This is a genomic window from Peribacillus sp. NPDC097284, from assembly GCF_044761765.1.
Classification (GTDB): Bacteria; Bacillota; Bacilli; order Bacillales; family DSM-1321; genus Peribacillus.
In genome coordinates this window covers 16,263-40,660 of sequence record NZ_JBIWCZ010000014.1, presented here as the reverse complement: position 1 = coordinate 40,660, position 24,398 = coordinate 16,263, and the positions used below count along the sequence as shown (strand labels likewise).

The window sequence follows — 24,398 nt, the reverse complement described above, 5'->3', positions numbered from 1 at the left end:
ATACGGGCACCTTACTTTTGTTTTTATGTAAAAGCCTATGTTATGATGAGATTGATATTGAACGAGGGGGCAAGTAAATGGGAACTCACTTACACATAACGACTTGGGTTATCGGAATCATTCTTTTCTTTGTAACATATTCCATGCTTAAAAATGGAAGCCCGAAAGCCAAAATGATGCACATGATCACACGTGTATTCTTCCTTTTGATTTTCCTTACAGGTGGAATGCTAATTACTGACTTTGGTGCATATGCAGTGAAAATGATTGTAGGAATCATCGTGATTGCCGCGATGGAAATGGTATTGGTCCGTAGGAAAAAAGGAAAAGCTGTAAGCGCGATGTGGGCATTATTCGTCGTTGCTTTTATATTCGTCCTTTATCTAGGATTATCCCTACCACAAGGTTTTGACTTGTTTTAATCATGATTGAAAAAGGACAAATGGGTTTCATCTCATTTGTCCTTTTTTGTATGCAAACTTTACAAGGAATTAGTGGGAATTCACTTTTTCGATGATGATCCGTTTCCCTGTATTAAGGGTGAATTCAAAACGGTCATGATCCTTTTTACCATAGGAAAAATGGTGCTGGACGAGACAGATTTGGGTCTCGTTATCAAAAGTGAAGAAATTCACGCCGGATTGATTGGTGAGCTCCCTTAAAAAAGTGAGCTGATTGTAGCTATATATACAATCATAAATAGAGAAGTCCAGCGAATTCAGGGTCGTGACAAACTGGAAAAAAGAATCATCGTTCAATTCCTCCAATAAACGTTCAAACGAATATAATAGTTTTTTTCGAATCCTTATGGGTTCATTGTCCCTCAGGAAAGTGAAATCCCTGTGAAGGTGGATTTTCCCCTCCGCTTCCAATATGCCCTGCTGCCATCTTCCCCCTCTATAAACTTCAATGATGCTCTGAACGTGATCTTCAATCGATGATGCCTCATCGGTTTCATCGTCAAAAAAGATCCATTGCTGATTGATATTTTCCACAGTTCCTTCGGTAAACGCTCGTGTTTGTCTGTTCATTAACTTCGTTCGATGTTGCTGACTCATGCTTATACCTCCAATAGGGGAATCCTCACCTACTTTTTAGTCAAAATCCAATGAAAATATAACGGTATATTTTTAAATATTATGGACAAATAACCAACTTTCCATCTTTGCATAGGCTATGTTAAACAGGGATGCCTTCCTTTCCCACTCTATTTTGTCACAACAAGGGTGGGGGCAAAGGGCTTCCACGGAATGGTGCTGTAACGATGCTGGGATTTGAAGCCGGAACATAAATATGGATACCTAATTGCTTAAAAGGCAGAAGGCTATATGATTTGATCGTCCAGATGGAAAGGGTGAAGTGTGATGTGTGGAATTACAGGTTGGGTGCATTTTCAAAAGAATTTACGGACGGAAACTGAAACACTCGAACAGATGACGAAAACTTTGGCTAAGAGGGGTCCAGACGAGGAGAATGTATGGAGTGATACCCACGTCGCCTTTGGTCATAAAAGATTAACAGTTGTCGATGCAGAGGGTGGAAAACAGCCGATGACAAAGGAACATGGAAACGGAAGATATACCCTTTGTTACAACGGCGAATTGTATAACACCGAAGACATTCGAAAACAGCTATTATTAAAAGGATATTCCTTTAAGGGGCATTCTGATACAGAAGTTTTACTAACTTCTTATATAGAATGGAAAGAAAAATGCGTCGAATTGTTCAATGGGATTTTCGCCTTTGCCATTTGGGATGAAAATGAACAGAAATTATTCATTGGAAGGGACCGAATGGGAGTTAAGCCTTTCTTCTATGCTGAAAGGAAAGGCGGGTTCATTTTTGGTTCTGAGATAAAAGCCATTCTAGCCCATCCTGATGTCAAAACAGAAATTGATAGGGAAGGTTTAGCCCAAGTATTAGGGGTGGGCCCATCCAGGACGCCGGGTTCTGGTGTCTTTCATGATGTTAAAGAATTAAGGCCGGCCCATGCCCTTACTTTATCAAGAAAAGGGATGAGAATATGGAGATACTGGAATGTTCAGAGTGAGGAACATCGTGATTCACTAGATGAGACATCTGAAAAAGTACGCTTTCTAGTAAAAGATGCCGTGACCAGGCAACTCGTCTCCGATGTTCCGCTCTGTAGCTTTTTGTCAGGTGGGGTGGATTCAAGTGCGATTACGGCCATAGCAGCGAATGCCTATATGGATGAAGGCAAAGGAAGGCTTCATACGTATTCCATTGATTATGAAGATAATGAAAAATACTTCAAGGCAAATGAATTCCAGCCTAACTCTGACGGACCATGGATCAAAAAGATGTCGGATACATTCAACACCGTGCATCATTCTGCCGTCATTACTCAAGAGCAGCTGACCGACTATTTAATCGAAGCTGTCCAAGTCCGGGACCTACCGGGAATGGCGGATGTCGATTCCTCTTTGCTTTGGTTCTGCAAAGAAATAAAACAAGATTTCGTGGTGGGGTTATCAGGGGAATGTGCGGATGAAATTTTCGGCGGCTATCCATGGTTTCATCGTGCCGATGATTTAAATCGCACTGGTTTTCCTTGGATGAGGTCGACTGGTGAAAGGCAATCGCTATTGAAAGAGGGCTGGCATGAAAAATTAAAACTGGAGGAATATGCAAATGATGCGTATTTGACTACGGTTCTGGAAACTCCTAGATTAGAAGGGGAAAGTGGGGAAGAGGCTAAGCGCAGGGAGCTATTCTATGTAAATTTATTATGGTTCATGACAACATTGCTCGATCGGAAAGATCGGATGAGTATGGGTGCAAGCCTTGAAGTGCGCGTTCCGTTTGCGGATCACCGACTTGTTGAATATGCTTGGAACATCCCTTGGGAAATGAAGATGACCGGTAACCGGGAGAAGGGGATATTACGTAAAGCATTAGAAGGGATGTTGCCAGATGAAGTGTTATACCGCAAGAAAAGCCCGTATCCCAAGACACATAACCCTGTCTACACTGATCGAGTTCAGACGTGGTTGAAAGATATCCTGACTGACAAAAGTTCGGTTCTTCACGAGTTATTCGATCAACAGAAAATGACCGATATAGTTGATTCGAAAGGCGCCGCCTTTAAGGTCCCTTGGTTCGGTCAATTAATGTCAGGTCCTCAGTTACTCGCCCACTTGGCTCAAATAGATGTGTGGTTCAAACAATATGATATCCAAATCATTGATTGAAAAAAAGGGGCTCAGCGTATTGTACGCTTTGCCCCTTTTCGTTTGCTTCAGTGATCAAATGCAAGAATTCTATATTGATAGCCACCCAATTCAGAGTGGTCTTCCTTCGCGATTTCCTTCGTTCTTAAATCAATCATTGAGTCCTCTTTTACATCAAATGGGAGTTTATAAGACTGTGACCGGTCTGTCGGGTTAAGAAGAATGACAACAGAGCGTGCCTCATTGAACTTTCGATAAGCGACGATGTTTGTGTTATCGATCTTTTCAAGGAATTCGAAATGTCCTTCATTTGCAAGCAAGCCTTCCTCTTTCCGTAAAGCAATCAATTCTTTGATTTCGTTATAGAGTTCGCGATTCTGTTTGTCTTCCTCCCAGACCATACATTTTCGACAACCGGGATCCTGGTCGCCAGTTAAGCCAATTTCATCTCCATAATAGATGCAGGGACTGCCCTTGAACGTCAGTAGAATGGCATGGATGAGCTTTGCCCTATTCACATCTTCCCCGCAGTCTGTGAAAATCCGTGGTGTATCGTGGCTTCCAAGAAGGTTGAAGGTGACATCAAATACAATGGTCGGATAGCTGTGATAGACAGCCGTCATTTCTTCAATAAACTGCCGGGCATTGATTTTTTGCGAAGCGATGAGGCGGAACACGTTATTGGTAAATGGATAATTCATGACTGCATCGAATTGGTCGCCTCTTAGCCAGGGCATGGAATCATGCCAAATTTCCCCGAGAATATATAGGTCAGGTTTAATGCTTTTCACCGTATTCCGGAACTCCCGCCAAAACGGTGAATCGACCTCATTGGCTACATCAAGTCGCCAGCCATCGATATCGAACTCCTTAATCCAATAAGCGGCAGTTTCCAAAAGGTATTTTTTGACGTCAGGATTAGCTGTATTCAATTTGGGCATCGATTCAAAAAAACCGAATGTTTCATAATTGGGACGTTCTCCTCCTTTTAAAGGGAAGCCGTGGGGGTGGAACCAATCTTTGTATTCTGAGTCCTCACCTTTTTCAAGGAGGTCTTGAAAGGGAGGGAAATAATAGCCGCTATGGTTAAATACGGCATCGAGCATCACACGGATATTCCGTTTGTGGCATTCTTCCACAAGGGTTTTCAAGTCCTCTTTCGTCCCGAATTGGGGATCGATTTCCATGTAATCGATCGTGTCATATTTATGGTTGGAATGGGCGTGGAAAATGGGAGTGAAATAGATGCCATTGATGCCGAGGTCCTCTAAGTAATCAAGATGCTGTAGGATCCCCTCGAAATCCCCTCCAAAAAAGTTGTCCACTTTCGGTTCTTCACTGCCCCAAGGCTTTGCACCTTCAGGATCATTATCGGGATTTCCATTCGCGAATCTTTCCGGGAAGATCTGGTACCAGATTGTTTCTTTTACCCATTCAGGCGCGCTAAACACTTCATTTCGATGAAGATAAGGTATGGCAAAATAACAGCCTGTATCATCAGGAGCCTCATCAAAAAAACCTTTTTCCGTATAAATGAGTTCTTCCTCACCCGATTGTAGCTTAAATCCATACCTTATTCTCCGGTAAGGTGGCTTCACATAAATATGCCAGTAATCATAATGGCCATCACTGCCAGAAAGGTACATGGGCGCTTGTTCATACTGCCAATGACCTTCATCAAGTATATTGGGGTCTCCAAAGAGGAGTCCAACGTAAGAAATATCTTGTTTTTTTGTACGAAGGCGGATATGAAGAGTTTCTGCATCGATGCTATAAGCAAAATTGTCTGTAGGCCGGTGCTGGATGGACGAACGTTCCATAGAAAACCACTCCAATTCTAGTCAGGTTAATTTTGAAAGCTGAATGAACTTTAAGACTGGAGATTGAGAGGACATTACTTATGTACTGATGAAAAGTTAAAAAAATTAAATATTTCAAAAACTATCCAGTCATTTTGATTATATACCCATTTTATATAAAAAAAGCACCTGGTTCTTAAAAAATATGAAATAGAACGCTTCCATTTAAGAAATAAAATTGATAAAGGAAAATGTTGTAAAAATTGAGTCCTCTCATATAATGATAACAATAAAGATTGATATCGTTTTCATCGTGAATCCACGTTCTTTCCTTTCGATTTTCTAACGGTGGTGTAAACAATTCGAAGCTTTGGGACATGATAGAATCAAACATTTTTAAAAGGAGAATAAAAGTGAAGAAGTTGATGATCTATTTACTCATGTCCCTCATCTTTATCGCTATCGGAAGTGCTTGTGATGCCAATACAGATAAGGAAAATGAAGTGGTGAAGGAAAGGATGCCGCGAGAAAAAGAAACCACGAATGAAAAAAAGCCGGAAAAACTGATTGTTTGGGAAGAGGAGAATAAAGGGGAAGCCCTAAAACCGATCCTGAAGGAATTCGAAAAAGAATATGGAATCAAAGTGGAATATAAAGAGCAAAAAGTGAACGATGGGATGTACACACAATTACGCCGAAATGGGCCTATCGGGACATCCCCGGATATCGTGACACTTACCCATGAAAAAATAGGTCAGCTAGTGGAGGAGGGACTGATACAGGAAATCAAGGTGAATGATGAAGTTACAGATGCCTTTTTAGAAGCTTCCATATTCGCCGAAATGTATCAGGGAAAACTATTTGGGCTGCCCAAGTCTGCTGTTACTTCCGTTTTGGTGTATAACGAGAAGATGATGCCGAAGGTCCCGGACACGATGAATGAATTGTATAAAAAAGCAAAAAAGGCTAGCGCAGGTAAGGAGTATGGATTTGCGGCTGAATGGAACGATTTCTATGATGCATATGGAATTATGACGGGAATGGGAGGGTATGTATTCGATCGGGATAAGAAGAAAATAAATCCTTTGGATATAGGATTGAACAATGAAGGTGCAGTGAAAGGTGCGCAATTCATTCAAAAATGGTATAAAGCGAGTGCCATCCCTGAGGGTGACAAAGAAGATATGGAAAAAATGTTTAGGGAGGGGAAGGTAGCCTCCATCATGAGTTCAAAAACTGCATGGATGGACGGGAAGAATGTCGGCGTCGCTCCGATGCCCCAATTGCCAAATGGAAAGCCAATGAAAACAATCATGGAAATACAGGGCTGGCATATTACCGCATTCACCAAATATCCCTATTGGTCTACAAAATTTGTGGAATATGTATCAAATGAAAAAAATGCAGTGCTCCGTTTTGAACGAACGGGAGAAATCTCCCCTATAAAAACAATCAAAGGGCATGAGGCAATAAAAGATAGTGAAAGGGCACAAGCCATCGCCATACAATTACAATACGCAGAACCGATACCGAATATTCCAGAAATGAATAAAGTCTGGGGACCGATGAATTCCGCGATGCAGGACATAACGGCGATTAAAGCCAAACCGAAAGCCGCTTTGGATGAAGCCGTAAAGAAGATCGAAAAAAGTTACCAGGAGGAATGAAACGGCAAATATGCCCCACTTTCAACCGCTCTCCATTTTATCTCTTTTGTGTAAAAAATTTTATAATATGGATTTGACGTCAAGAGGGCAAAACGCTAATCTTAAAGGCGTAAAGAGATAGCTAGGAGGAGAGCGGATATGAAAAAAAGGGTGTTATCACTCGCTTTAATTCCGTTGCTTCTTTTTTACGCCATTCCTGTAGGAGCAGCTGAAAAAGAACAACGAACATGGAAGGATGAAATCGCATACTCATTGATGATAGACAGATTTTTTGATGGAAATCCTAAAAACAATGGGGATGCAGATGTATTGAATCCTTCAGCTTTTAATGGAGGAGATTTCGAAGGAGTCACGAACAAGTTAAATTACCTTAAAGATATGGGGTATACCGCTATCATCCTATCACCTATTTTTGCTAATGAAGATAATGGCTACCACGGGGAATGGGTGAAGGATTTTTATAAAACGGATGAACATTATGGTACGAAACAAGAATTCAAGAAGCTCGTGGATGAGGCCCATAGCCGTGAGATGAAAGTTATTGTTGATTTTCAGGTTAATCAGGTGGGGAAGAATCATTCTTGGCTAAACGAACCTGATAAAAAAGACTGGTTTCACGAAAAAAAGGACATTTCCAAGGATAGCAATCAGCAGAACATGGAAAACGGCTGGGTGAATGGCCTGCCGGACTTAAATCAAGATAACCAGGAAACTCGGGAATATTTGTTGGATGTTGCCAAGTCGTGGATTGCAGAAACGGATATTGATGGGTATCGACTAAATCAAGTTCAACACGTTCCAAAGGACTTTTGGAAGGAGTTTGTTGAAACAGTCAAGTCTGAAAAATCAAACTTCTATACAATTGGCGATGTCCAAGGCAATGAGGATTTGATAAAAGGATATGAGGAAACGGGAATCGATGCTTTCATGGATTACCCACAAAATGCTGAACTGAGAAAAGCATTCGCTGCACCGGATCAGGATCTGGCACCTGTTTTCAATGCTATCGGAACGAGCGGTACACAGGCTTTATTCATGGATACCCAGAATATGCCCCGTTTCACCAAGGATGCTGCCGATCATAATGAAAACCCTGGGGCAAGATGGAAAATGGCCTTATCCTATATGTATACCACTCCAGGTGTACCCATCGTGATGTATGGATCGGAAATCGCCCTTAATGGTGATGAAGCACCGACCAATCATCAATTGATGAATTTTAAGACAGAGCAAGAGCTAGTGGAGTATATCACCAAGCTTTCCGATCTTCGGGAGATGTACCCTGCATTATCAAAAGGGGATATGGAGCCTTTGTACCAAAAGGGCGGTACGGCGGTTTTTAAACGTGTGTATGGCGACGAAACAATGGTGGTGGCCATGAATAATACAACCAAAACGCAAACGATTAATCTCAGTGAAAAGGATCTTGATGAGAACAAAGAGTTGAGAGGTATGCTGAATGGAGATTTGGTTCGTAGTAAGGATAATGGCTACTCGATCGTAATCGACAGGGAGTCAACGGAAGTCTACACTCTTGCATCTAAATCGACCATCAATACTCCCTATTTGATCATTATCGGGTTGGTCCTTGTCATTTTTGCCATTTTCATTGCTTTGGTCATTAAACGTTCAAAAAGGAATCAAGTAAACTAACCATGTACCTCTCGATTTTTGGCTGCAAAACAATGTCCCTTGGCTTTGTGGAATACAGAAACGGGAGGCTACAGCATGAGCAAAACCTGGTGGAAAGAGGCTGTTTGTTATCAAGTTTACCCCCGCAGTTTCATGGATAGCAATGGAGATGGAGTGGGGGACTTAAGGGGATTGATCTCCAAACTGGATTACTTGCAGGAACTTGGGATCGATGTCATTTGGATTAGCCCGTTTTATAAGTCCCCCAACGCAGATAATGGATATGATATCAGTGATTACCAATCGGTTTCAGAAGAATTCGGCACGATGGAGGACCTGGAACAATTGCTGGACGATGTACACCGACGTGGCATGAGGGTGATTCTTGACTTGGTGCTTAACCACACTAGTGATGAGCATCCCTGGTTCGTGGAGTCGCGTTCTTCAAAGGATAACCCGAAACGAGACTGGTATATTTGGAGAGACGGCAAGGATGGTAGGGAACCTAACAATTGGGAAAGTATATTCTCAGGAAGTGCCTGGAAATTCGATGAAAGGTCGAAACAATTCTACTTACATTTATTCGCAGAGAAACAACCGGACTTAAACTGGGAATGTAAAGAAGTCCGGCAGGCTCTATACAGCATGGTGACATGGTGGTTGGATAAGGGCATCGATGGTTTCCGGATTGATGCCATCACCCATATTCACAAGCGTGAGGGGTTGCCGGATATGCCCAATCCGTATTGGCATCAATATGTCCCTGCGTTTGAGATGCATACCAATCAGGAAGGGATATTGGATTACCTTCAAGAGCTTAAGGAAGAAACTTTTGCGAAGTATGATATCATGACGGTTGGTGAAGCCAATGGCGTAAGGATTGAACAAGCGGATGATTGGGTCGGGGAAGAAAACGGTAAGTTCAATATGATTTTTCAATTCGAACATCTGGGCCTATGGAATCGGGGACATGATCATCATGTCGACGTCTATGAACTGAAAAGGACCATGACAAAATGGCAAAAGGGACTTCAGAATAAAGGCTGGAATGCTTTGTTTTTTGAAAACCATGACCAGCCGAGAAGTGTGTCCACTTGGGGAAATGATCATCAATATTGGTTGGAGAGTGCGAAAATGATTGGTGCATTGTACTTTTTTATGCAAGGGACACCATTCATTTATCAAGGGCAGGAAATTGGGATGACAAACGTACAATTCGACTCTATCGATGATTATGATGACATTGGCATGAAAAACTTTTATCATATTGAAACCTCCAAGGGACGTTCACATGATGAAATCATGCAGATCATTTGGCATAACGGTCGGGACAATTCACGTACACCCATGCAATGGAATGATACGGAGCATGGAGGGTTTACAGAAGGAACACCCTGGATGAAAGCAAATTCCAATTACCGTGCAATCAATGTGGAAGAGCAAAGGAATAATCCTTCATCCATCTACCATTTTTACAAAAAGATGATTAATCTCCGTAAGAAGTACCAGGTTTTAGTTTATGGAGAATATGATTTATTATGGGAAAATCATTGTGAACTTTATATTTATACAAGAAAAATGAATAGTGAATCAGTGAAAGTCATATGCAATTTCAGTACGAATCACCATTCCATCGATATATCTGATTGGGGGAATATGGAACTGTTACTGGGCAATTATGACAATGTGGAAGACGAATGTGAGATTCATTTGCGTCCTTACGAGGTGAGGGTCTACCATCATTAGTTGAAGCTATGTAGCCGTTGGTGCTACTGTAGTTAGTCGTCTGACTTCTGTCCTCTTCTCTAAACAAATCATACGTTTCAATGAAGGAGTTGATTTAAAATCAACTCTCTTTTTTATGATAAAAGTGAAGGCTGACTCTAAAAACTGATATTTTCTGAAAAAAATAGAAAATTTAAAAAAAGTAATGGATATAAGCATTGAGTTGAGTGTATGATAGATACATATAATTGTATATTTATTTAATATATTGGAAAAGTATTTATTGACTTTACACGAAGTTGTCCAAAAAGTCTGTAATACGATGAGGGGAGACGGGAAATGCATGGCTATTACGATTAAAGATGTAGCTCAACTGGCGAATGTAGCACCTTCAACAGTTTCTCGAGTGATTGCAAATAATCCTCGAATTAGCGAGAAAACGAAAGTGCGCGTGCGTAAAGCGATGGAGAAATTGGGATATCACCCAAATTTCATTGCCCGCAGCCTAGCAAACCAATCAACGAAAATTATAGGGTTGGTCTTACCAAGTTCATCGAATGTCATATATCAAAATCCATTTTTCTCAACAATCTTGCAAGGACTTAGCGAAGGGGCTCAGGAAAAACAATATTCGCTATTGCTAAGCACGGGAAAAACGGAGAATGAGATTTATGAAGGAATCGTGAATATGGTCCAGGGGGGGATGGTAGATGGTATCGTCCTGATGTATTCAAGGATGAATGATCATATCCTTACTTATTTGCGATCAAGGGATTTTCCATTTGTCATGATTGGAAAGCCGTACGATTTTATCGAGGAAATATCATATGTGGATAATGATAACGTCTTGGCGGCTGAACAGGCCTCAGATTATCTAATCCAATTGGGGCATGAAAGAATCGGTTTCATCGGTGGGGATATAAAGTCTGTGATGACACTCGATCGCCTATCTGGATACGAACGGGCATTAAAAAGGGCTGGGATCGTTCCAAGAAGTGAATATACGATACTTGAGAACTTTGTACATAATGGGGAACTGGAAGTAGCAAATAGGTTGCTATCCATTAAGGAACCTCCGACCGCTTTAATCGTCAGTGATGACTTAATGGCACTTGGACTTGTCCATTCACTAAGGGAGATGGGCATACGCACTCCTGAAGAGATATCAATTGTCAGCTTTAATAACGTTCTTTTCACTGAAATGTCACTACCTGCCCTAACTTCTGTCGATATTAACATTTTTGATCTGGGTTATCAGGCAGCCAAATCGATCATCCAAAAGTTACAAAAGGGAGCAGAGCCGGGGGGAATCATCATACCCCATCAGTTTGTGGAAAGAAGTTCCTGCCGACCTTTAAAGCAAGAATCGTTGGTCATGAATTATTAAAGGGAAGAGCATTGTGTGTCACAATGCTCCTTTATGAATTTCCTGGTATTGAGGACGCTTTTGATTGAACGGAAACCGGTTCCAGTCTGTCCAAGTTATGTTTCTACAAGCACTTTATCAGGAAATGGATACTCTCTAAATCCTTCCTTAGAACGAAAAAAGCAACGGATCTCCTAAATGGAATCCGCTGCCCTGGATCTTACTTTATTAACCGTTTACCACTGAACCGCCATTGACATGGATGACTTGTCCACTGACGTAAGAGGAATCATCACTTGCTAGATATACATAGGCAGGTGCCAATTCCTCCGGCTGTCCTGCTCGGCCCATAGGTGTATTTTGTCCGAATTTGGCCACATCTTCTTCACCGAATGAAGCAGGAATAAGCGGTGTCCAGATAGGACCTGGCGCTACACCATTCACTCGAATGCCATCTTTTGAAATGGAATTCGAAAGAGCGCGTGTAAAGGCTAAAATGGCGCCTTTAGTTGATGAGTAATCGATTAGCTTTGGGTTACCCTGGTAGGCTGTGATTGAGGTTGTATTGATGATGCTGCTCCCTTTTTTCAAGTGCTTCAAGGCGGCTTTCGTTAAGTGGAACATGGAAAAGATATTAGTTCGGAATGTTTTTTCCAACTGCTCGGCTGATATGTCGAGAAGGCTTTCTTGCACATGCTGTTCGCCGGCATTGTTGACAAGGATATCCAACCCGCCGAATTCTTCAATTGTTTGCTTGACGATATCCTGACAAAACGTTTCATCACCGATATCCCCTGCAAGTAGCAAGCATTTTTGTCCTTCTTGTTCGATTAATTCCTTAGTTTTCTTTGCATCTTCGTGTTCATCCAAGTAGGCTACAACTACATTGGCTCCTTCTTTCGCATAATAGATGGCGACCGATTTACCAATGCCGCTATCTCCGCCGGTTACAATCGCTGTTTTTCCTTTTAATTTCCCACTACCTTTATATTCCGATTTTACAGACTCAGGATTCGGATCCATCTTCGTTTCTACTCCGGGTTGATGTTGTTGATGTTGTGGTGGAAACCCTTGTTTATTTTGGTTTGTCATGATTACCCCTCCTATATTTTATTGTATTTTTTATATTCCTTATTTTTGAATTGCTTAAACATAAGAGCAAGAATAGCATCTCACAACTCCTTGGAATCGATACATTGGTTTGAATAACAGGAAATGTGAAGGCGTTATGTGTGAGATATCCAGATAGGGTGTATGGGGAGGAATGGAGGGGGAAATAGGCATGGGGAAACGGGCACCTTGTGCCTTCAACTAAATGAAAAAAGCCCACCTATCAGGGTGGGCTTACTAGTTTAGCGGTAATTTAGGAATTGTACATCAATTGATAATTCAGCACCACGGATGGCAGAGATGATGCCTTGCAGGTCATCCCTGTTTTTTCCGGTAACGCGAATTTGGTCGTCCTGAATTTGACTTTTGACTTTTAACCCACTGTTTTTAATGATGGTGTTGATTTTCTTTGCTTGTTCTTTATCAATACCTTGAATGAGTTTAGCGCGTTGACGGACAGTACCGCCGGAAGCCCCTTCTATTTTCCCGTAATCGAGGTTTTTGACGGGAACCCCACGCTTTATAAGTTTACTGATTAAAACATCTTTTAATTGATCAAGTTTATACTCGTCATCAGAAACCAAAACGAGGTCTTCCTTATCGATGGAAATCGTACTTAAGCTGCCCTTGAAATCATAGCGCGTTTGTATTTCTTTCATTGCCATGGTTACAGCATTTGTCACTTCCGAAAAATCTACTTTGGATACTATATCGAATGAATTTTCCTTTGCCATTACTTACCTCCAGCAGGTTTTATTTCTTTTATTATAGAGAAGATAGGTAAGGAAGACAACCATTCATTCTGTTAAGCAAGTGGACTTTGTCAAGGGGATACAGGAAAAAACGGGGGATGTCCCCCGTTATTTATGATCTGTTTTTTTGGAGTAGGAATGTTTTCCCGCTTTAAGATTTTCCTGATAGGCCATGTTTTTTTCGGCGTTTCTCGCTTGGTTATCTTCGGGTCTTTTATTGTTATCTTTAGTGTGTGACATAATAAAAACTCCCTTCATAATCATGATCAATATGTATTGTTCGCAATTATAAGAGGGAGTATGCATATTTATGATTTCGCAGGGGTATCGTTTAAGAAGAAGATACCTACAGTACCAGGACCGGTATGTGCCCCGATTACTGAACCGATTGAATGGATCATGAAATTTGTCGTACCAAATTCATGTTGAATCACTTCTTTCCATTCCAATGCGGATTCTTCGTCATCGCCGTGAACAATACCAATTGTTTGAGTAGATAGATTTATGCCACGCTCATGCATTAATTCCATCGCTCTTTTCACTAATTTCTTTTTGCCGCGAATCTTCTCAAGAGGAACGAGTTTTCCATCCTCCACATTTAGTAGCGGTTTAATGTTTAATAACCCGCCAACAAGGGCAGATGTTTTGGATATACGTCCACCACGCGCCAAGTATTCAAGGTCACCTACCGTGAATAGGTGTTCCATGTGCTTGAGGAGGAAATTTATATGTGTTAAAATTTCTTCTTTAGAAGCTCCACTCTGAGCTAACTTGGCAGCTTGTTCAACGACCATGCCAATGCCTAATGATGCGCATTTCGAGTTAATGATCTCTATGTCCAAATCAGGGTATTCTTCCTTCACCTGGTTATGAATCATAACGGCTGTTTGGTACGTTCCGGATAGTTCAGAGGAAAAGGCAATATAAATGCCCTGTTTTTTTTCTTTGGCAAACTCCGTGAATATTTCCAAGAAATGTTCCGGAGAAACTTGTGAAGTTTTTGGAGCCTTACCATCAAGCATGGCTTGAAAAATCTCCTTAGAATTAATGGTAACGATGTCTTCATAATTTTGCCCATCCAAATGAACTTGTAGGGGGATCAATGTTACATTGTTTTCTTGATAGAAAGACAATGGCAAGTCACATGCACTATCCGCAAGAATCGTGATAGCCATAATACACCCGCTTTCTTTTTACATATTTTAGTAAATGTGAGTTTTACTCTATTTAGTTTAGCATGTAACGGTGAAATTTCAATCACTACGACTATAGAAAGAGAAAATAAGGGGAATTGGCCACTAAAAATAGAATATATTGGAGGTTTTTTGGTTGTATGGTAATGAAATAAAGAAAATTCTAATTGTCATAATTGGTGCATTACTGAATGCTGTTGCAATGAACTTTTTTCTGATTCCAGCAAATGTTTATGCAAGTGGATTCACAGGGGTAGCGCAGTTATTATCAAGTATTATTGGATCCTTTGCACCATTTAATGTATCGACTGGTATCTTACTCTTTCTATTGAATATTCCAGTCACTATTCTTGCATGGAGGAAGGTTGGGAAGTCCTTCACTTTTTATAGCTTCCTCAGTGTTATATTAATGAGTTTATTTATGGAAATCATCCCGCTAACACGATGGTCCCCAGACATTTTGTTGAATGCTGTGTTTGGTGGTGTGATCGCTGCGGTCGGAGTAGGGATTACATTGAAATTCGGGGCATCGACAGGTGGTATGGATATTATCGCCATGCTTTTATCACGCAAGAAGGACAAGCCTGTAGGAACTTACTTATTTCTTTTGAATGGAATCATCATCGTCACAGCCGGAGCGGTATATGGACCTGAAAAGGCCTTGTATACCCTCGTTACGCTTTATACTTCAACACGAGTGGTGGATGCTATACATACTCGCCATGAAAAGTTGACAGCCATGATCATAACGAAGCAAAGCGAGGAACTGAAGCAAGCCATCCATGCTAAATTGGTTCGCGGCATTACAAGGCTCCCTGCTAAAGGAGCTTTCACCAATGAAAGTAAGGAAATGTTAATGATCGTCATTACTCGGTATGAATTGTATGATTTGGAGAGGATTATTCAAGAAGTCGATCCCCATGCCTTCACCAACATTATTGAAACGTCGGGAATCGTTGGTACGTTCCGAAGGGAATGAACAGTAGGATTTTTACCATATTTTTCAATACTGTTACACTTCATTGACAAATGGATAAATATTGGTGTTTTACGTTTGAGGCTTATCCCAAACGGCTAATGTACTAGCGTATCGCCAATAAATCTTGTTGAAGGAGTGATGAACAATGGCTAAGAATGAAAAGATGAGTAGGGAAGAAGCTGGACGCAAAGGCGGGGAAGCCACTTCGAACAATCACGATAAGGACTTCTACCAAGAGATTGGACGCAAAGGCGGAGAAGCCACCTCAGATAATCACAACAAAGAGTTTTATCAGGAAATTGGTCAAAAGGGCGGAGAAGCCACATCCGATTCTCATGATAAAAGTTTTTATAAAGAAATCGGTAAAAAAGGCGGAACAACAGGAAATAACGGTTAAATAGAGAAAAGCCTCCAGGATCCTGGAGGCTTTTCCTTTTTACTTTAGATGGTTTTCCAACTTTTCCTGAAGTTCACGCAACTGTTCTTTTTCGGCATTATTCGTATTGGCATTAGCCGAAGAAAGAGCATTTTTGGCGATTTCTACAGTTTTTTGCTGGTCGCCACCAGGCTCAGAGTGGAGAGCTTCTTCAACAAAGTCCCGAGCGATCTGGAATAATTTGTTTCCCATCAGAAGCCACCATAGCTTTGTTCTGACATAATACGTAATCTGTCTTTTTCAGCCTCTGCATACGTAGTGTGATAAGGGATTTTTTCAGCGTGTTTGGCAACACTTTCTTTGCCTTGCTGTACAAAACGTTTTGATTTTGTTCCCATTATTATCTCCTCCGAATCTGAGCTTTTTGACAACGATGTTTGATGTTGTCCCTAGTAGTGTGGCTCAATAAATGGAATTTATGAAGGAAATAAATGTGTTATTTCAGATTGAATTTTTCCTCAAGGAAAATGGCAATGCCGTCCTCCTCATTGGTCAAGGTGGTCGTGTTGGCTACGTTTTTCACTAATTCTATAGCATTACCCATGGCGACACCTGTTCCTGCATAGTCAAGCATTTCCAAGTCATTGTCCTCATCCCCGAATGCGATGATCCGGTCTTTTGGAATGTCCAGGTAATTGGATACACGCTGAAGCCCGACAGCCTTGCTTAATCCACTTTTTATGATTTCGATGATGTGAAAGGGCTCTGACCAACGTCGGTGATCAACCAATTCAGCATGGACATCCGATAGATGCTGCCGAATTTGCCCGACATATTCGCTATCTGTATGGATGAGCATCGAAGTAGGCGAATCGTTTAGGTAGTTCCGCAGGTCCCCGCTAGTCATTTTTGGATTCCCTACATTGAACATATTCATCAATTTTTCGTCATGATAATGGACATATAAATCATCCCTAACCTCTGCAATGATGTTATGATAGCTAAATTGGTCACAGGCCTCGACTATCTCTTTTGCAATCTTGATGTCGAGAGGTGAATGATACGTCCCCCAGCTTGTCTGCAAGGGATGGTGGACAAAGGCACCATTGAAATTGACGATAGGCGTTGTCAATCCCAACTCACGATAATAGAGTTCGCTTGAGCGGTAGGGACGGCCTGTCGCAATCATGACTTCATGTCCATCCTCTTTCAGTTTTAAAAGGGTCTGTTTAGTGCGGGGGGAAATGGATTTTTTATCAGTAAGTAATGTTCCATCAAGATCCAATACAATTAAATGCTTGTCATTCATCTATGGCACCTTCTGTTCTTTTTTGATTTTATTATAGGCGAATATTGTTAAGTTTAGTGTACTGAAATTGTAAATGTTTTTCATTCTTTATGCATTCTTGTATGATATTACTAAATGAAAGGGTTATAATAATCCCGAGATTATACGACTTACTTAAATAGGTTTTTTAATAAAATTTTGGTTGTTCCATATAGGGGCAATCAGCATTATAACATGAATGATTCGGAGGGGTCGAATTGGTTATCATCGAAAAAGAAGTAATAGGGCACATTCCCGTTTTACATGTTAGCGAACGGTCCATTTTCAATAAGGAACTGCCGCTAGTCATTTTTATACACGGATTTCAGAGTGCAAAGGAACACAATCTCCATTATGCGTATTTAATGGCTGAAAAGGGCTTTCGCGTGATTCTTCCCGATGTTGTCTACCATGGAGAGAGGGAAACGGGGGAAAGCGAATCCGAGTTGATGCCTCGTTTTTGGGAAATGGTATTACAGAGCATCAAAGAGTTGCCCCTACTTAAAGATGATTTACTTTCCCGTAAATTAATCGATCCTAAAAGGATTGGCATAGCCGGCAGCTCAATGGGTGGGATTGTGACCAATGGGGCGTTAGCGACTTATGATTGGTTATCGGCGGGCGTGAGCTTGATGGGGAACCCTTCATATGTTTCGTTTGCCGAGCTTCAAATAGGGGAAATGAAAAAAAGGGAGATTAGCTTTCCCCTATCGGAAGAGGAAATCACACAAGCGATTGCACAACTTAAACCATTTGACCTAAGCTTGAATCCCGACAGGCTCGCTAATCGGCCACTATTGTTTTGGCATGGAGCAAAAGATCATGTGGTTCCTTATCAATATGCATATCGCTTTTATGAAGAGGTTAAATCAAGTTATAATGAAGGGGATAATAGAATTAATTTCATTCTCGACAAGAAAGCATCTCATAAGGTAAGCAGAGAAGGTGTGCTTCAAACGGCGAACTGGTTTGAGAAACATTTATTGCCAACTATACAAAAAGCTTAATGGAACGCGAAAAATCTGTTATGATTCTAATATGTAGATAGTGTAAACCGTTTTAACTATCAGCACCCGGTATGAATGACGGGGATAATTGATTATAAAAGGAGTGATTAGGATGGATCAAGATACAAAAGACATTATTATGGGAGCTTTGGAACAGGTTATTGACCCGGAGCTTGGAATAGATATCGTCAATCTGGGCTTGGTATATGATGTGGATATGGACGAGGCAGGACTAACGACTGTGAAGATGACCTTGACGGCTATGGGCTGCCCATTAGCTGGTACAATCGTCGATCAAGTGAAATTGGTGCTTGAAGATATTCCGGAAGTGAAAGAAACGGACGTGCAAATTGTGTGGAGTCCACCATGGTCCAAGGACCGCATGTCCAGATATGCAAAAATCGCATTAGGCATAAAATAAATTCCATGTAAAAGAATGAATAGAGAGCCAGTCAAAAAACGGTGAATCCGCATTTTGTGGACCAGCTTTTTATTGGCTTGGCTTTTTCTAATACATGAGGGCTAGGAGTGGTTAATTGACCAGTCAAATAAAAGATTCTTTAGATAGGCCATTAAGAGATTTGAGAATTTCCGTCATCGATCGTTGCAACTTCCGTTGTCAATATTGTATGCCGGCTGAAATTTTTCATGAGAATTTCCAGTTCCTCCCGAAGAGCGAGCTTTTATCATATGAAGAAATTATAAGGATCTCTAAAATATTCGCAAACTTAGGTGTGAAGAAGTTAAGGTTGACGGGCGGGGAACCGCTGTTACGCAGAAATCTTACCACGCTTATTTCCGAACTTGTCTTGATTGAAGGAATAGAAGATATAGGGTTGACCACCAATGGCGTGTTCCTGAAGAAGCATGCGGCCGATTTAAAGGCAGCAGGTTTACAACGAGTGAACATCAGCCTAGACAGTCTGGATGACGAGTTGTTTAAAAAGATGAATGGCAGAAATATCGGGATAAAACCGGTTCTGGAAGGCATCGCCGCTGCTAAAAAGGCAGGACTTGGCGTCAAGGTCAATATGGTGGTGAAAAAAGAAACGAATGAATCTCAAATCCTGCCAATGGCTCGTTTTTGCAAACAGGAAGGCATTCAACTGCGATATATAGAATATATGGATGTTGGCCATACAAATGGTTGGCAACTAAAAAATGTGGTAACGAAAAAGGAACTGCTCGAGATGCTACAGCAAGAATTCGAATTGGAACCTGTGGAAGAAGATTACTTTGGGGAAGTTGCTAAGCGTTTCCGTTATAAAGGAACAACAACTGAAGTAGGATTCATCACGTCGGTTTCGGAATCATTCTGTTCAAGTTGCACGCGTGCACGTCTCTCTGCAAACGGTAGCATATATACTTGCTTATTTAATGGGAAAGGCCATGACTTGAAGTCATTGGTTCGTTCAGAGATGTCGGATGAAGAATTAACAGACCACATCATATCGATTTGGAATCATCGAGATGACCGTTATTCGGACGAGAGGGTAGCGGGCACTTTGAAAAAACAAGAAAAAATAGAAATGTCCTTTATTGGTGGTTGATTTTTAAAGGACAAGTTAAAAATACGGGATGGCAGATGCCATCCCGTATTTTTTTGTATGTGCATCGTTTGGTTAATGAATAAATTATACGGGTTTTATGCATGTATATGATGGAACAAGATATTAAATGGTCCCTGGATCAATACAATTGGATGGATACGGTCGATATCCCCGCAACCTTTTCATGTTGTAGGCATATAATTGCTGGTTGTCGGGGGACGGATATGGAGGTTGTGAAATGAATAAACAAGGCAATGAATGAACTACTGGTGATTTTAGCAACAAGAAAGGGTTAAATCAAAGACGTTGTTCATAAATGGGCTGTGAATGGAAAAAATATATCAAAGAATAGTAGCAAAAGATAGAATTTTGTATATAATTTAATAATTTTATAAAAATACATTTGATTTTATTTTTATTCAATCATATAATAATAGAATCAAAGAATGACAGGGACTAGAATATAGGAGTGGTTTTATGAACGTTTCAATTGTCGGAGCTACAGGATATGGTGGATTGGAGCTAATAAGGTTCCTGACTAATCATCCTCATTTACAAATAGAATCATTGCATACTTCATCCCAATTTGGTCGGAGTATCCATGAAGAAAATCCGCATTTAATGCATATGAAAGATAAATTGGAAGCCATTGATCCGGAAAAAATCGCAAAAAAATCTGATATTGTTTTTCTCGCTACGCCTTCAGGTGTTTCCTCACAACTGATTTCGCAATTTTCTGATCTTGACTTGAAAGTAATCGATTTGTCAGGGGACCTCAGGCTTCAAACTCCAGGAGAATATGAACGTTGGTATAAAAAAGAGGCTGCCCCTCAATCCATCCTTGAAAAAGCTATATACGGTCTAGCAGAATGGAATGCCGAGGAAATCAGGCAATCCACTATTATTGCAAACCCAGGTTGTTACCCCACCGCTACATTGCTTGGCCTTGCCCCTTTATTTACGGAAGGATGGGCTACAGGTTCAGATGTAATTATCGATGCAAAATCAGGGGTGTCCGGGGCAGGGAAGTCTCCTTCGGTCGTAACGCATTATAGTGAAATGAATGAAAATTTCAAAATATACAAGGTGAACCAGCATCAACATATACCGGAAATTGAGCAACAGCTTGGACGCTGGTCGAAAGGTTTACAGCCGATATCTTTTAACACCCATCTTGTCCCGATGACGAGAGGGATCATGGCCACAATGTACGTTAAACTAAACCGGCAAACTTCAACGGCCGAATTAAGGGATTTATATGAAACCATTTATGATAAACATCCATTTGTTCGAATACAGCCGCTAGATCACTTTCCTTCTACAAAACAAGTATATGGTTCGAATTTTTGCGATATAGGTGTCGCTTATGATGAAAGAACAGGAAGGGCAACGATTGTTTCGGTCATTGATAATTTAGTGAAAGGCGCTGCTGGGCAGGCCATTCAAAATGCAAATCTTTTAATGGGGATTGAAGAAACAACAGGATTATGGAACACCCCGCTTTATCCATAAAATTTCTTGGAGGGAAATAATGAATACATTACAGCCAGTTGAAACAATCAAACAAATTGAAAAAGGAAACATCTTAATTCCACAAGGATTTAAAGCATCAGGCGTTCATGCAGGTTTACGTTACTCCAAAAAAGATATTGGCGTCATTTTCTCGGACGTCACAGCCTCAGCTGCTGCCGTTTATACACAGAATATCGTTCAGGCGGCCCCAATCGATGTGACGAAAGACAGTATTTCCGTTACCGGCAAACTTCATGGCATCGTCGTGAATAGTGCCTGCGCGAATGCATGCACTGGAAAGCAAGGGCTAAAGGATGCGCTTGAAATGCGAAAGCTTACGGCACAAAAGTTCGGGTTGGAAGATCATGCTTTTGCTGTGGCTTCAACGGGAGTCATCGGTGAGTACTTGGATATGGAAAAAATCGAAAAGGGAATAGATTTACTCGAGATAGCTGATACACCGGAAGCCGCAGAAGACTTTGGTACCGCTATTTTGACGACGGATATCGTCACGAAGAGCTGTGGGTATGAAACGGTCATTGACGGCAAGGCCGTAAAAATGGGCGGTGCAGCGAAAGGGTCGGGGATGATTCATCCTAACATGGCTACGATGCTTGGATTCATTACAACGGATGCAGCCATTGAACCAGCCGATTTACAGCAGGCGTTATCTAGCATAACCAACGATACCTTCAATCAAATCACAGTTGATGGTGATAGCTCCACGAACGACATGGTTCTGGTCTTGGCAAATGGAGAAGCAGGCAATGAACCATTATCCAAAGCACACCCGGAATGGTCCGTCTTCTTGAATTTATTAAAACAGACCTCTGAAAACCTTGCTAAGCAAATTGCAAAAGATGGAGAAGGGGCTACGAAGCTAATCGAAGTCAATGTCCATGGAATGAATGAGAAAACAGATGCACAGATGATGGCAAAAACGATTGTGGGTTCAAATTTAGTGAAAACCGCAGCGTTTGGCTCTGACGCTAACTGGGGTCGCATTATCGCGGCCATGGGAAGAAGCGGAGTGGCCTTTCAACCTACACAAACAACGATCGCCTTTGGTGATATCGTAGTCCTGAAGGATGGCGAACCTGTACAGTTTTCTGAAGAAGAGGCGAAAGCCTATTTAGAAAATAAGAGTATAACGATTAATGTCTATTTACAGGATGGGAACGAATCGGGTACGGCATGGGGCTGCGACCTAACCTATGATTATGTGAAAATTAATGGGAGCTATCGATCATAAGGGGGATGAATGGGTGGACACTTTAGTCATCAAATGCGGCGGCAGCATTATTAATGAGTTATCCGAATCATTTTTTACGAGTATAAAAGAACTACAAAGCCGTGGGTATCAAATCGTCTTCGTTCATGGAGGCGGTCCGGATATCAATTCGATGCTTGAGAAATTTGAAATTGAACCAGTATTCGAAGATGGGTTAAGAAAAACGACATCAGACGTGCTGGAAGTGGTTGAACTGATGCTGGCAGGTAAATCTAATCGTTGCCTTGTACACAAGTTGGAAGAACACGGAATCAAAGCAGTTGGCCTCAATGGATCGGATGGCGGCATCCTGACCGGTGAGTTCATTGATAAAGAAAAACTAGGGGCTGTCGGTGAAATTCATCAGGTCGATACAGAACTATTGGAATTGTTTTTCGACAAAGGCTTCTGCCCAGTGTTGACGCCTATCTCCTCTACAGAAGATGGAAATAAACTGAATGTGAATGCCGATATGGCTGCAGGTTCAGTGGCGAAAGCCCTTTCGGCGGCCATGTGTTTATTTGTAACAGATGTTAAAGGGGTAATGAAGAATCATCAAGTCATCGAAAAGCTGACCGAATCGGAGACGCAAGATTTAATTACAGATGGCAGTATATATGGAGGAATGATTCCAAAGGTAAAGACTGCATTATCCGTGTTGAATAAGGGCGTCGAAGAAGTGATGATTGTAAGTGGAAAAGAGATCTTCTACGAGGATGGACAGTTCATCGGTACGAAATTTTTACAGAAAGAAGGGGTATTCAAATGAGTTCTTTATTTCCAACGTATGCAAGATGGGACATAGAACCAGAAACAGCGAACGGTACGAAGTTAATGAGTAAGAATGGGAAAGAGTATCTGGACTTTACATCAGGAATTGGAGTGCTGAATCTTGGTCATTGTCACGAAAAAGTGAAGAATGCCGTTACTCAGCAGTTGAATAAGTATTGGCATGTATCGAATATGTTCCAGAGCTCTGCACAGGAAAGGGTTGCGGGCATGCTGGCAGAAGCATCGGGATTGGACCACGTTTTCTTTGCCAACAGCGGTGCGGAAGCAAATGAGGCAGCAATTAAACTTGCCCGTAAAGCGACAGGGAGAAGTAAGATCGTCACTTGTTTACAATCATTTCATGGGCGTACTTTCGCAACAATGGCAGCAACCGGGCAAGATAAGATCAAGAAAGGTTTCGGCCCGATGTTAAACTCTTTTGAATATGTTCCTTTTAATGATAACGACGCTTTAGCCGCCGCAGTAGACGGAGACACGGCAGCGGTCATGATTGAAATCGTTCAAGGGGAAGGTGGTATTCATGTTGTTCAGCAAGCTTATTTGGATGCAATTGCTGCCGCATGTAAAAAACATGGAGCCCTTCTTATCGTTGATGAAATTCAAACGGGAATTGGCCGGACAGCTAAGCCATTCGCTTTCCTTCATTTCGATATCCAGCCAGATATCCTTACTTCGGCCAAAGGGCTTGGAAACGGACTCCCTATCGGGGCAATGATAGGTAAAAGGGAATTGGCGGAATTCTTTGGTCCTGGAAGCCATGGGTCCACTTTTGGAGGAAACCCAGTGAGTGTCGCAGCTGCCGAAGCGGTTCTAACTGAAATATTCCAACCGGATTTCTTAAAAGAAGCAGAGGAAAAAGCTGAGTATCTGAAAAGTGAATTGACCAAGGCGTTAGAGGATCTTGACGATGTAATAGAAGTCCGGGGTCTTGGGATGATGATTGGCATTGAATGCAAACAGGAAGTCCAGGGCTTTATATTGGAGATGCAAGAGGCAGGTCTACTTCTATTGAGTGCCGGGCCGAACGTACTTCGCTTGCTTCCACCGCTTACGGTGAATCAATCAGAAATAGATCAGGCAATCGTGAAAATTAAAAGTGCAGTGGCAACAAAACAAATAATCTAAATTATTTGAATTTTTATAGAATGAA

24 protein-coding genes are annotated in these 24,398 nt (G+C 41.3%); 15 read left to right on the top strand and 9 right to left on the bottom strand.

All coding sequences use genetic code 11. The annotated features are described in order from the left end of the window. The first annotated feature begins 77 nt into the window (after window positions 1-77). Window positions 78-422 (top strand): YisL family protein, encoded by a 345-nt coding sequence (locus tag ACIQXU_RS18255; RefSeq protein WP_402867751.1) that lies wholly within the window; start codon window positions 78-80, stop codon window positions 420-422. Window positions 423-491: 69 nt separating this feature from the next. Here the strand turns inward: ACIQXU_RS18255 and ACIQXU_RS18250 are convergent, their stop codons facing one another. Next, window positions 492-1,058 carry a DUF2777 domain-containing protein gene (locus ACIQXU_RS18250; RefSeq protein WP_402867752.1) on the bottom strand — a complete coding sequence of 189 codons (567 nt, stop codon included), beginning with the start codon at window positions 1,056-1,058 and terminating at the stop codon, window positions 492-494. A 306-nt stretch (window positions 1,059-1,364) separates the two neighbouring features. Here ACIQXU_RS18250 and asnB point away from each other — a divergent pair, with 306 nt between their 5' ends. Beyond that, the gene (gene asnB / locus ACIQXU_RS18245; RefSeq protein WP_402867753.1) at window positions 1,365-3,212 is read left to right on the top strand and encodes an asparagine synthase (glutamine-hydrolyzing); all 1,848 of its coding nucleotides are present in this window, start codon (window positions 1,365-1,367) and stop codon (window positions 3,210-3,212) included. A 47-nt stretch (window positions 3,213-3,259) separates the two neighbouring features. Here the strand turns inward: asnB and ACIQXU_RS18240 are convergent, their stop codons facing one another. Next, window positions 3,260-5,011 carry a glycoside hydrolase family 13 protein gene (locus ACIQXU_RS18240; RefSeq protein WP_402991484.1) on the bottom strand — a complete coding sequence of 584 codons (1,752 nt, stop codon included), beginning with the start codon at window positions 5,009-5,011 and terminating at the stop codon, window positions 3,260-3,262. Between the two features lie 392 nt (window positions 5,012-5,403). On the opposite strand from ACIQXU_RS18240, the gene ACIQXU_RS18235 reads away from it, so the two are divergent. The 4 genes from ACIQXU_RS18235 to ACIQXU_RS18220 all read left to right on the top strand — a co-directional run bounded on the left by ACIQXU_RS18235 (window position 5,404) and on the right by ACIQXU_RS18220 (window position 11,401). Continuing rightward, a complete protein-coding gene (locus ACIQXU_RS18235) occupies window positions 5,404-6,657 on the top strand; it encodes an extracellular solute-binding protein (protein WP_402991481.1) in 1,254 nt (417 codons plus the stop codon). A gap of 138 nt (window positions 6,658-6,795) precedes the next feature. Further along, a complete protein-coding gene (locus ACIQXU_RS18230) occupies window positions 6,796-8,310 on the top strand; it encodes an alpha-amylase family glycosyl hydrolase (protein WP_402867756.1) in 1,515 nt (504 codons plus the stop codon). A gap of 75 nt (window positions 8,311-8,385) precedes the next feature. Next, a complete protein-coding gene (locus ACIQXU_RS18225; RefSeq protein WP_402867757.1) occupies window positions 8,386-10,035 on the top strand; it encodes a glycoside hydrolase family 13 protein in 1,650 nt (549 codons plus the stop codon). 322 nt (window positions 10,036-10,357) lie between these two features. Beyond that, the gene (locus tag ACIQXU_RS18220) at window positions 10,358-11,401 is read left to right on the top strand and encodes a LacI family DNA-binding transcriptional regulator (protein ID WP_402867758.1); all 1,044 of its coding nucleotides are present in this window, start codon (window positions 10,358-10,360) and stop codon (window positions 11,399-11,401) included. A gap of 207 nt (window positions 11,402-11,608) precedes the next feature. Here the strand turns inward: ACIQXU_RS18220 and ACIQXU_RS18215 are convergent, their stop codons facing one another. The 4 genes from ACIQXU_RS18215 to ACIQXU_RS18200 all read right to left on the bottom strand — a co-directional run bounded on the left by ACIQXU_RS18215 (window position 11,609) and on the right by ACIQXU_RS18200 (window position 14,417). After that, window positions 11,609-12,472 (bottom strand): SDR family oxidoreductase, encoded by an 864-nt coding sequence (locus tag ACIQXU_RS18215; RefSeq protein ID WP_402867759.1) that lies wholly within the window; start codon window positions 12,470-12,472, stop codon window positions 11,609-11,611. Window positions 12,473-12,732: 260 nt separating this feature from the next. After that, complete coding sequence (locus ACIQXU_RS18210) at window positions 12,733-13,224, bottom strand: YajQ family cyclic di-GMP-binding protein (protein ID WP_402867760.1); 492 nt, start codon at window positions 13,222-13,224, stop codon at window positions 12,733-12,735. Between the two features lie 126 nt (window positions 13,225-13,350). Further along, window positions 13,351-13,482: a DUF3941 domain-containing protein gene (locus ACIQXU_RS18205; protein ID WP_402955841.1), complete on the bottom strand. Its 132-nt coding sequence runs from the start codon at window positions 13,480-13,482 to the stop codon at window positions 13,351-13,353. A gap of 68 nt (window positions 13,483-13,550) precedes the next feature. After that, window positions 13,551-14,417, bottom strand: coding sequence for a DegV family protein (locus ACIQXU_RS18200; protein ID WP_402867762.1), 867 nt, complete (start codon window positions 14,415-14,417; stop codon window positions 13,551-13,553). A 154-nt stretch (window positions 14,418-14,571) separates the two neighbouring features. Here ACIQXU_RS18200 and ACIQXU_RS18195 point away from each other — a divergent pair, with 154 nt between their 5' ends. Further along, a complete protein-coding gene (locus ACIQXU_RS18195) occupies window positions 14,572-15,414 on the top strand; it encodes a YitT family protein (RefSeq protein WP_402867763.1) in 843 nt (280 codons plus the stop codon). A 145-nt stretch (window positions 15,415-15,559) separates the two neighbouring features. Further along, the gene (locus ACIQXU_RS18190; RefSeq protein WP_402867764.1) at window positions 15,560-15,811 is read left to right on the top strand and encodes a KGG domain-containing protein; all 252 of its coding nucleotides are present in this window, start codon (window positions 15,560-15,562) and stop codon (window positions 15,809-15,811) included. Window positions 15,812-15,850: 39 nt separating this feature from the next. On the opposite strand, the gene ACIQXU_RS18185 is transcribed toward ACIQXU_RS18190, so the two are convergent. The 3 genes from ACIQXU_RS18185 to ACIQXU_RS18175 form a co-directional block, all read right to left on the bottom strand. Next, window positions 15,851-16,042: a DUF3813 domain-containing protein gene (locus tag ACIQXU_RS18185; protein ID WP_402867765.1), complete on the bottom strand. Its 192-nt coding sequence runs from the start codon at window positions 16,040-16,042 to the stop codon at window positions 15,851-15,853. Next, on the bottom strand, window positions 16,042-16,188 hold the full coding sequence (locus ACIQXU_RS18180; protein ID WP_402867766.1) for a hypothetical protein: 147 nt from the start codon (window positions 16,186-16,188) through the stop codon (window positions 16,042-16,044). The genes ACIQXU_RS18185 and ACIQXU_RS18180 overlap by 1 nt, the downstream gene beginning before the upstream one ends. Window positions 16,189-16,286: 98 nt before the next feature. Continuing rightward, the gene (locus ACIQXU_RS18175; protein ID WP_402867767.1) at window positions 16,287-17,099 is read right to left on the bottom strand and encodes a Cof-type HAD-IIB family hydrolase; all 813 of its coding nucleotides are present in this window, start codon (window positions 17,097-17,099) and stop codon (window positions 16,287-16,289) included. 236 nt (window positions 17,100-17,335) lie between these two features. Here ACIQXU_RS18175 and ACIQXU_RS18170 point away from each other — a divergent pair, with 236 nt between their 5' ends. From ACIQXU_RS18170 to ACIQXU_RS18140, 7 genes are all read left to right on the top strand, one after another. Beyond that, window positions 17,336-18,124: a prolyl oligopeptidase family serine peptidase gene (locus ACIQXU_RS18170; protein ID WP_402867768.1), complete on the top strand. Its 789-nt coding sequence runs from the start codon at window positions 17,336-17,338 to the stop codon at window positions 18,122-18,124. A gap of 112 nt (window positions 18,125-18,236) precedes the next feature. Beyond that, window positions 18,237-18,545 carry a metal-sulfur cluster assembly factor gene (locus ACIQXU_RS18165; RefSeq protein WP_402867769.1) on the top strand — a complete coding sequence of 103 codons (309 nt, stop codon included), beginning with the start codon at window positions 18,237-18,239 and terminating at the stop codon, window positions 18,543-18,545. Between the two features lie 115 nt (window positions 18,546-18,660). Continuing rightward, window positions 18,661-19,674, top strand: a complete 1,014-nt coding sequence (moaA, locus tag ACIQXU_RS18160; RefSeq protein WP_402867770.1) for a GTP 3',8-cyclase MoaA — start codon at window positions 18,661-18,663, stop codon at window positions 19,672-19,674. A 477-nt stretch (window positions 19,675-20,151) separates the two neighbouring features. After that, window positions 20,152-21,186 carry an N-acetyl-gamma-glutamyl-phosphate reductase gene (gene argC / locus ACIQXU_RS18155; protein WP_402991478.1) on the top strand — a complete coding sequence of 345 codons (1,035 nt, stop codon included), beginning with the start codon at window positions 20,152-20,154 and terminating at the stop codon, window positions 21,184-21,186. 19 nt (window positions 21,187-21,205) lie between these two features. Next, window positions 21,206-22,438, top strand: a complete 1,233-nt coding sequence (argJ, locus tag ACIQXU_RS18150) for a bifunctional ornithine acetyltransferase/N-acetylglutamate synthase (RefSeq protein WP_402991475.1) — start codon at window positions 21,206-21,208, stop codon at window positions 22,436-22,438. 13 nt (window positions 22,439-22,451) lie between these two features. Next, window positions 22,452-23,225 carry an acetylglutamate kinase gene (argB, locus tag ACIQXU_RS18145; RefSeq protein WP_402991473.1) on the top strand — a complete coding sequence of 258 codons (774 nt, stop codon included), beginning with the start codon at window positions 22,452-22,454 and terminating at the stop codon, window positions 23,223-23,225. Beyond that, entirely contained in the window at window positions 23,222-24,373 is a 1,152-nt protein-coding gene (locus ACIQXU_RS18140) for an acetylornithine transaminase (RefSeq protein ID WP_402955847.1), read from the top strand. The genes argB and ACIQXU_RS18140 overlap by 4 nt, the downstream gene beginning before the upstream one ends. The last annotated feature ends 25 nt before the right edge of the window (window positions 24,374-24,398 follow it).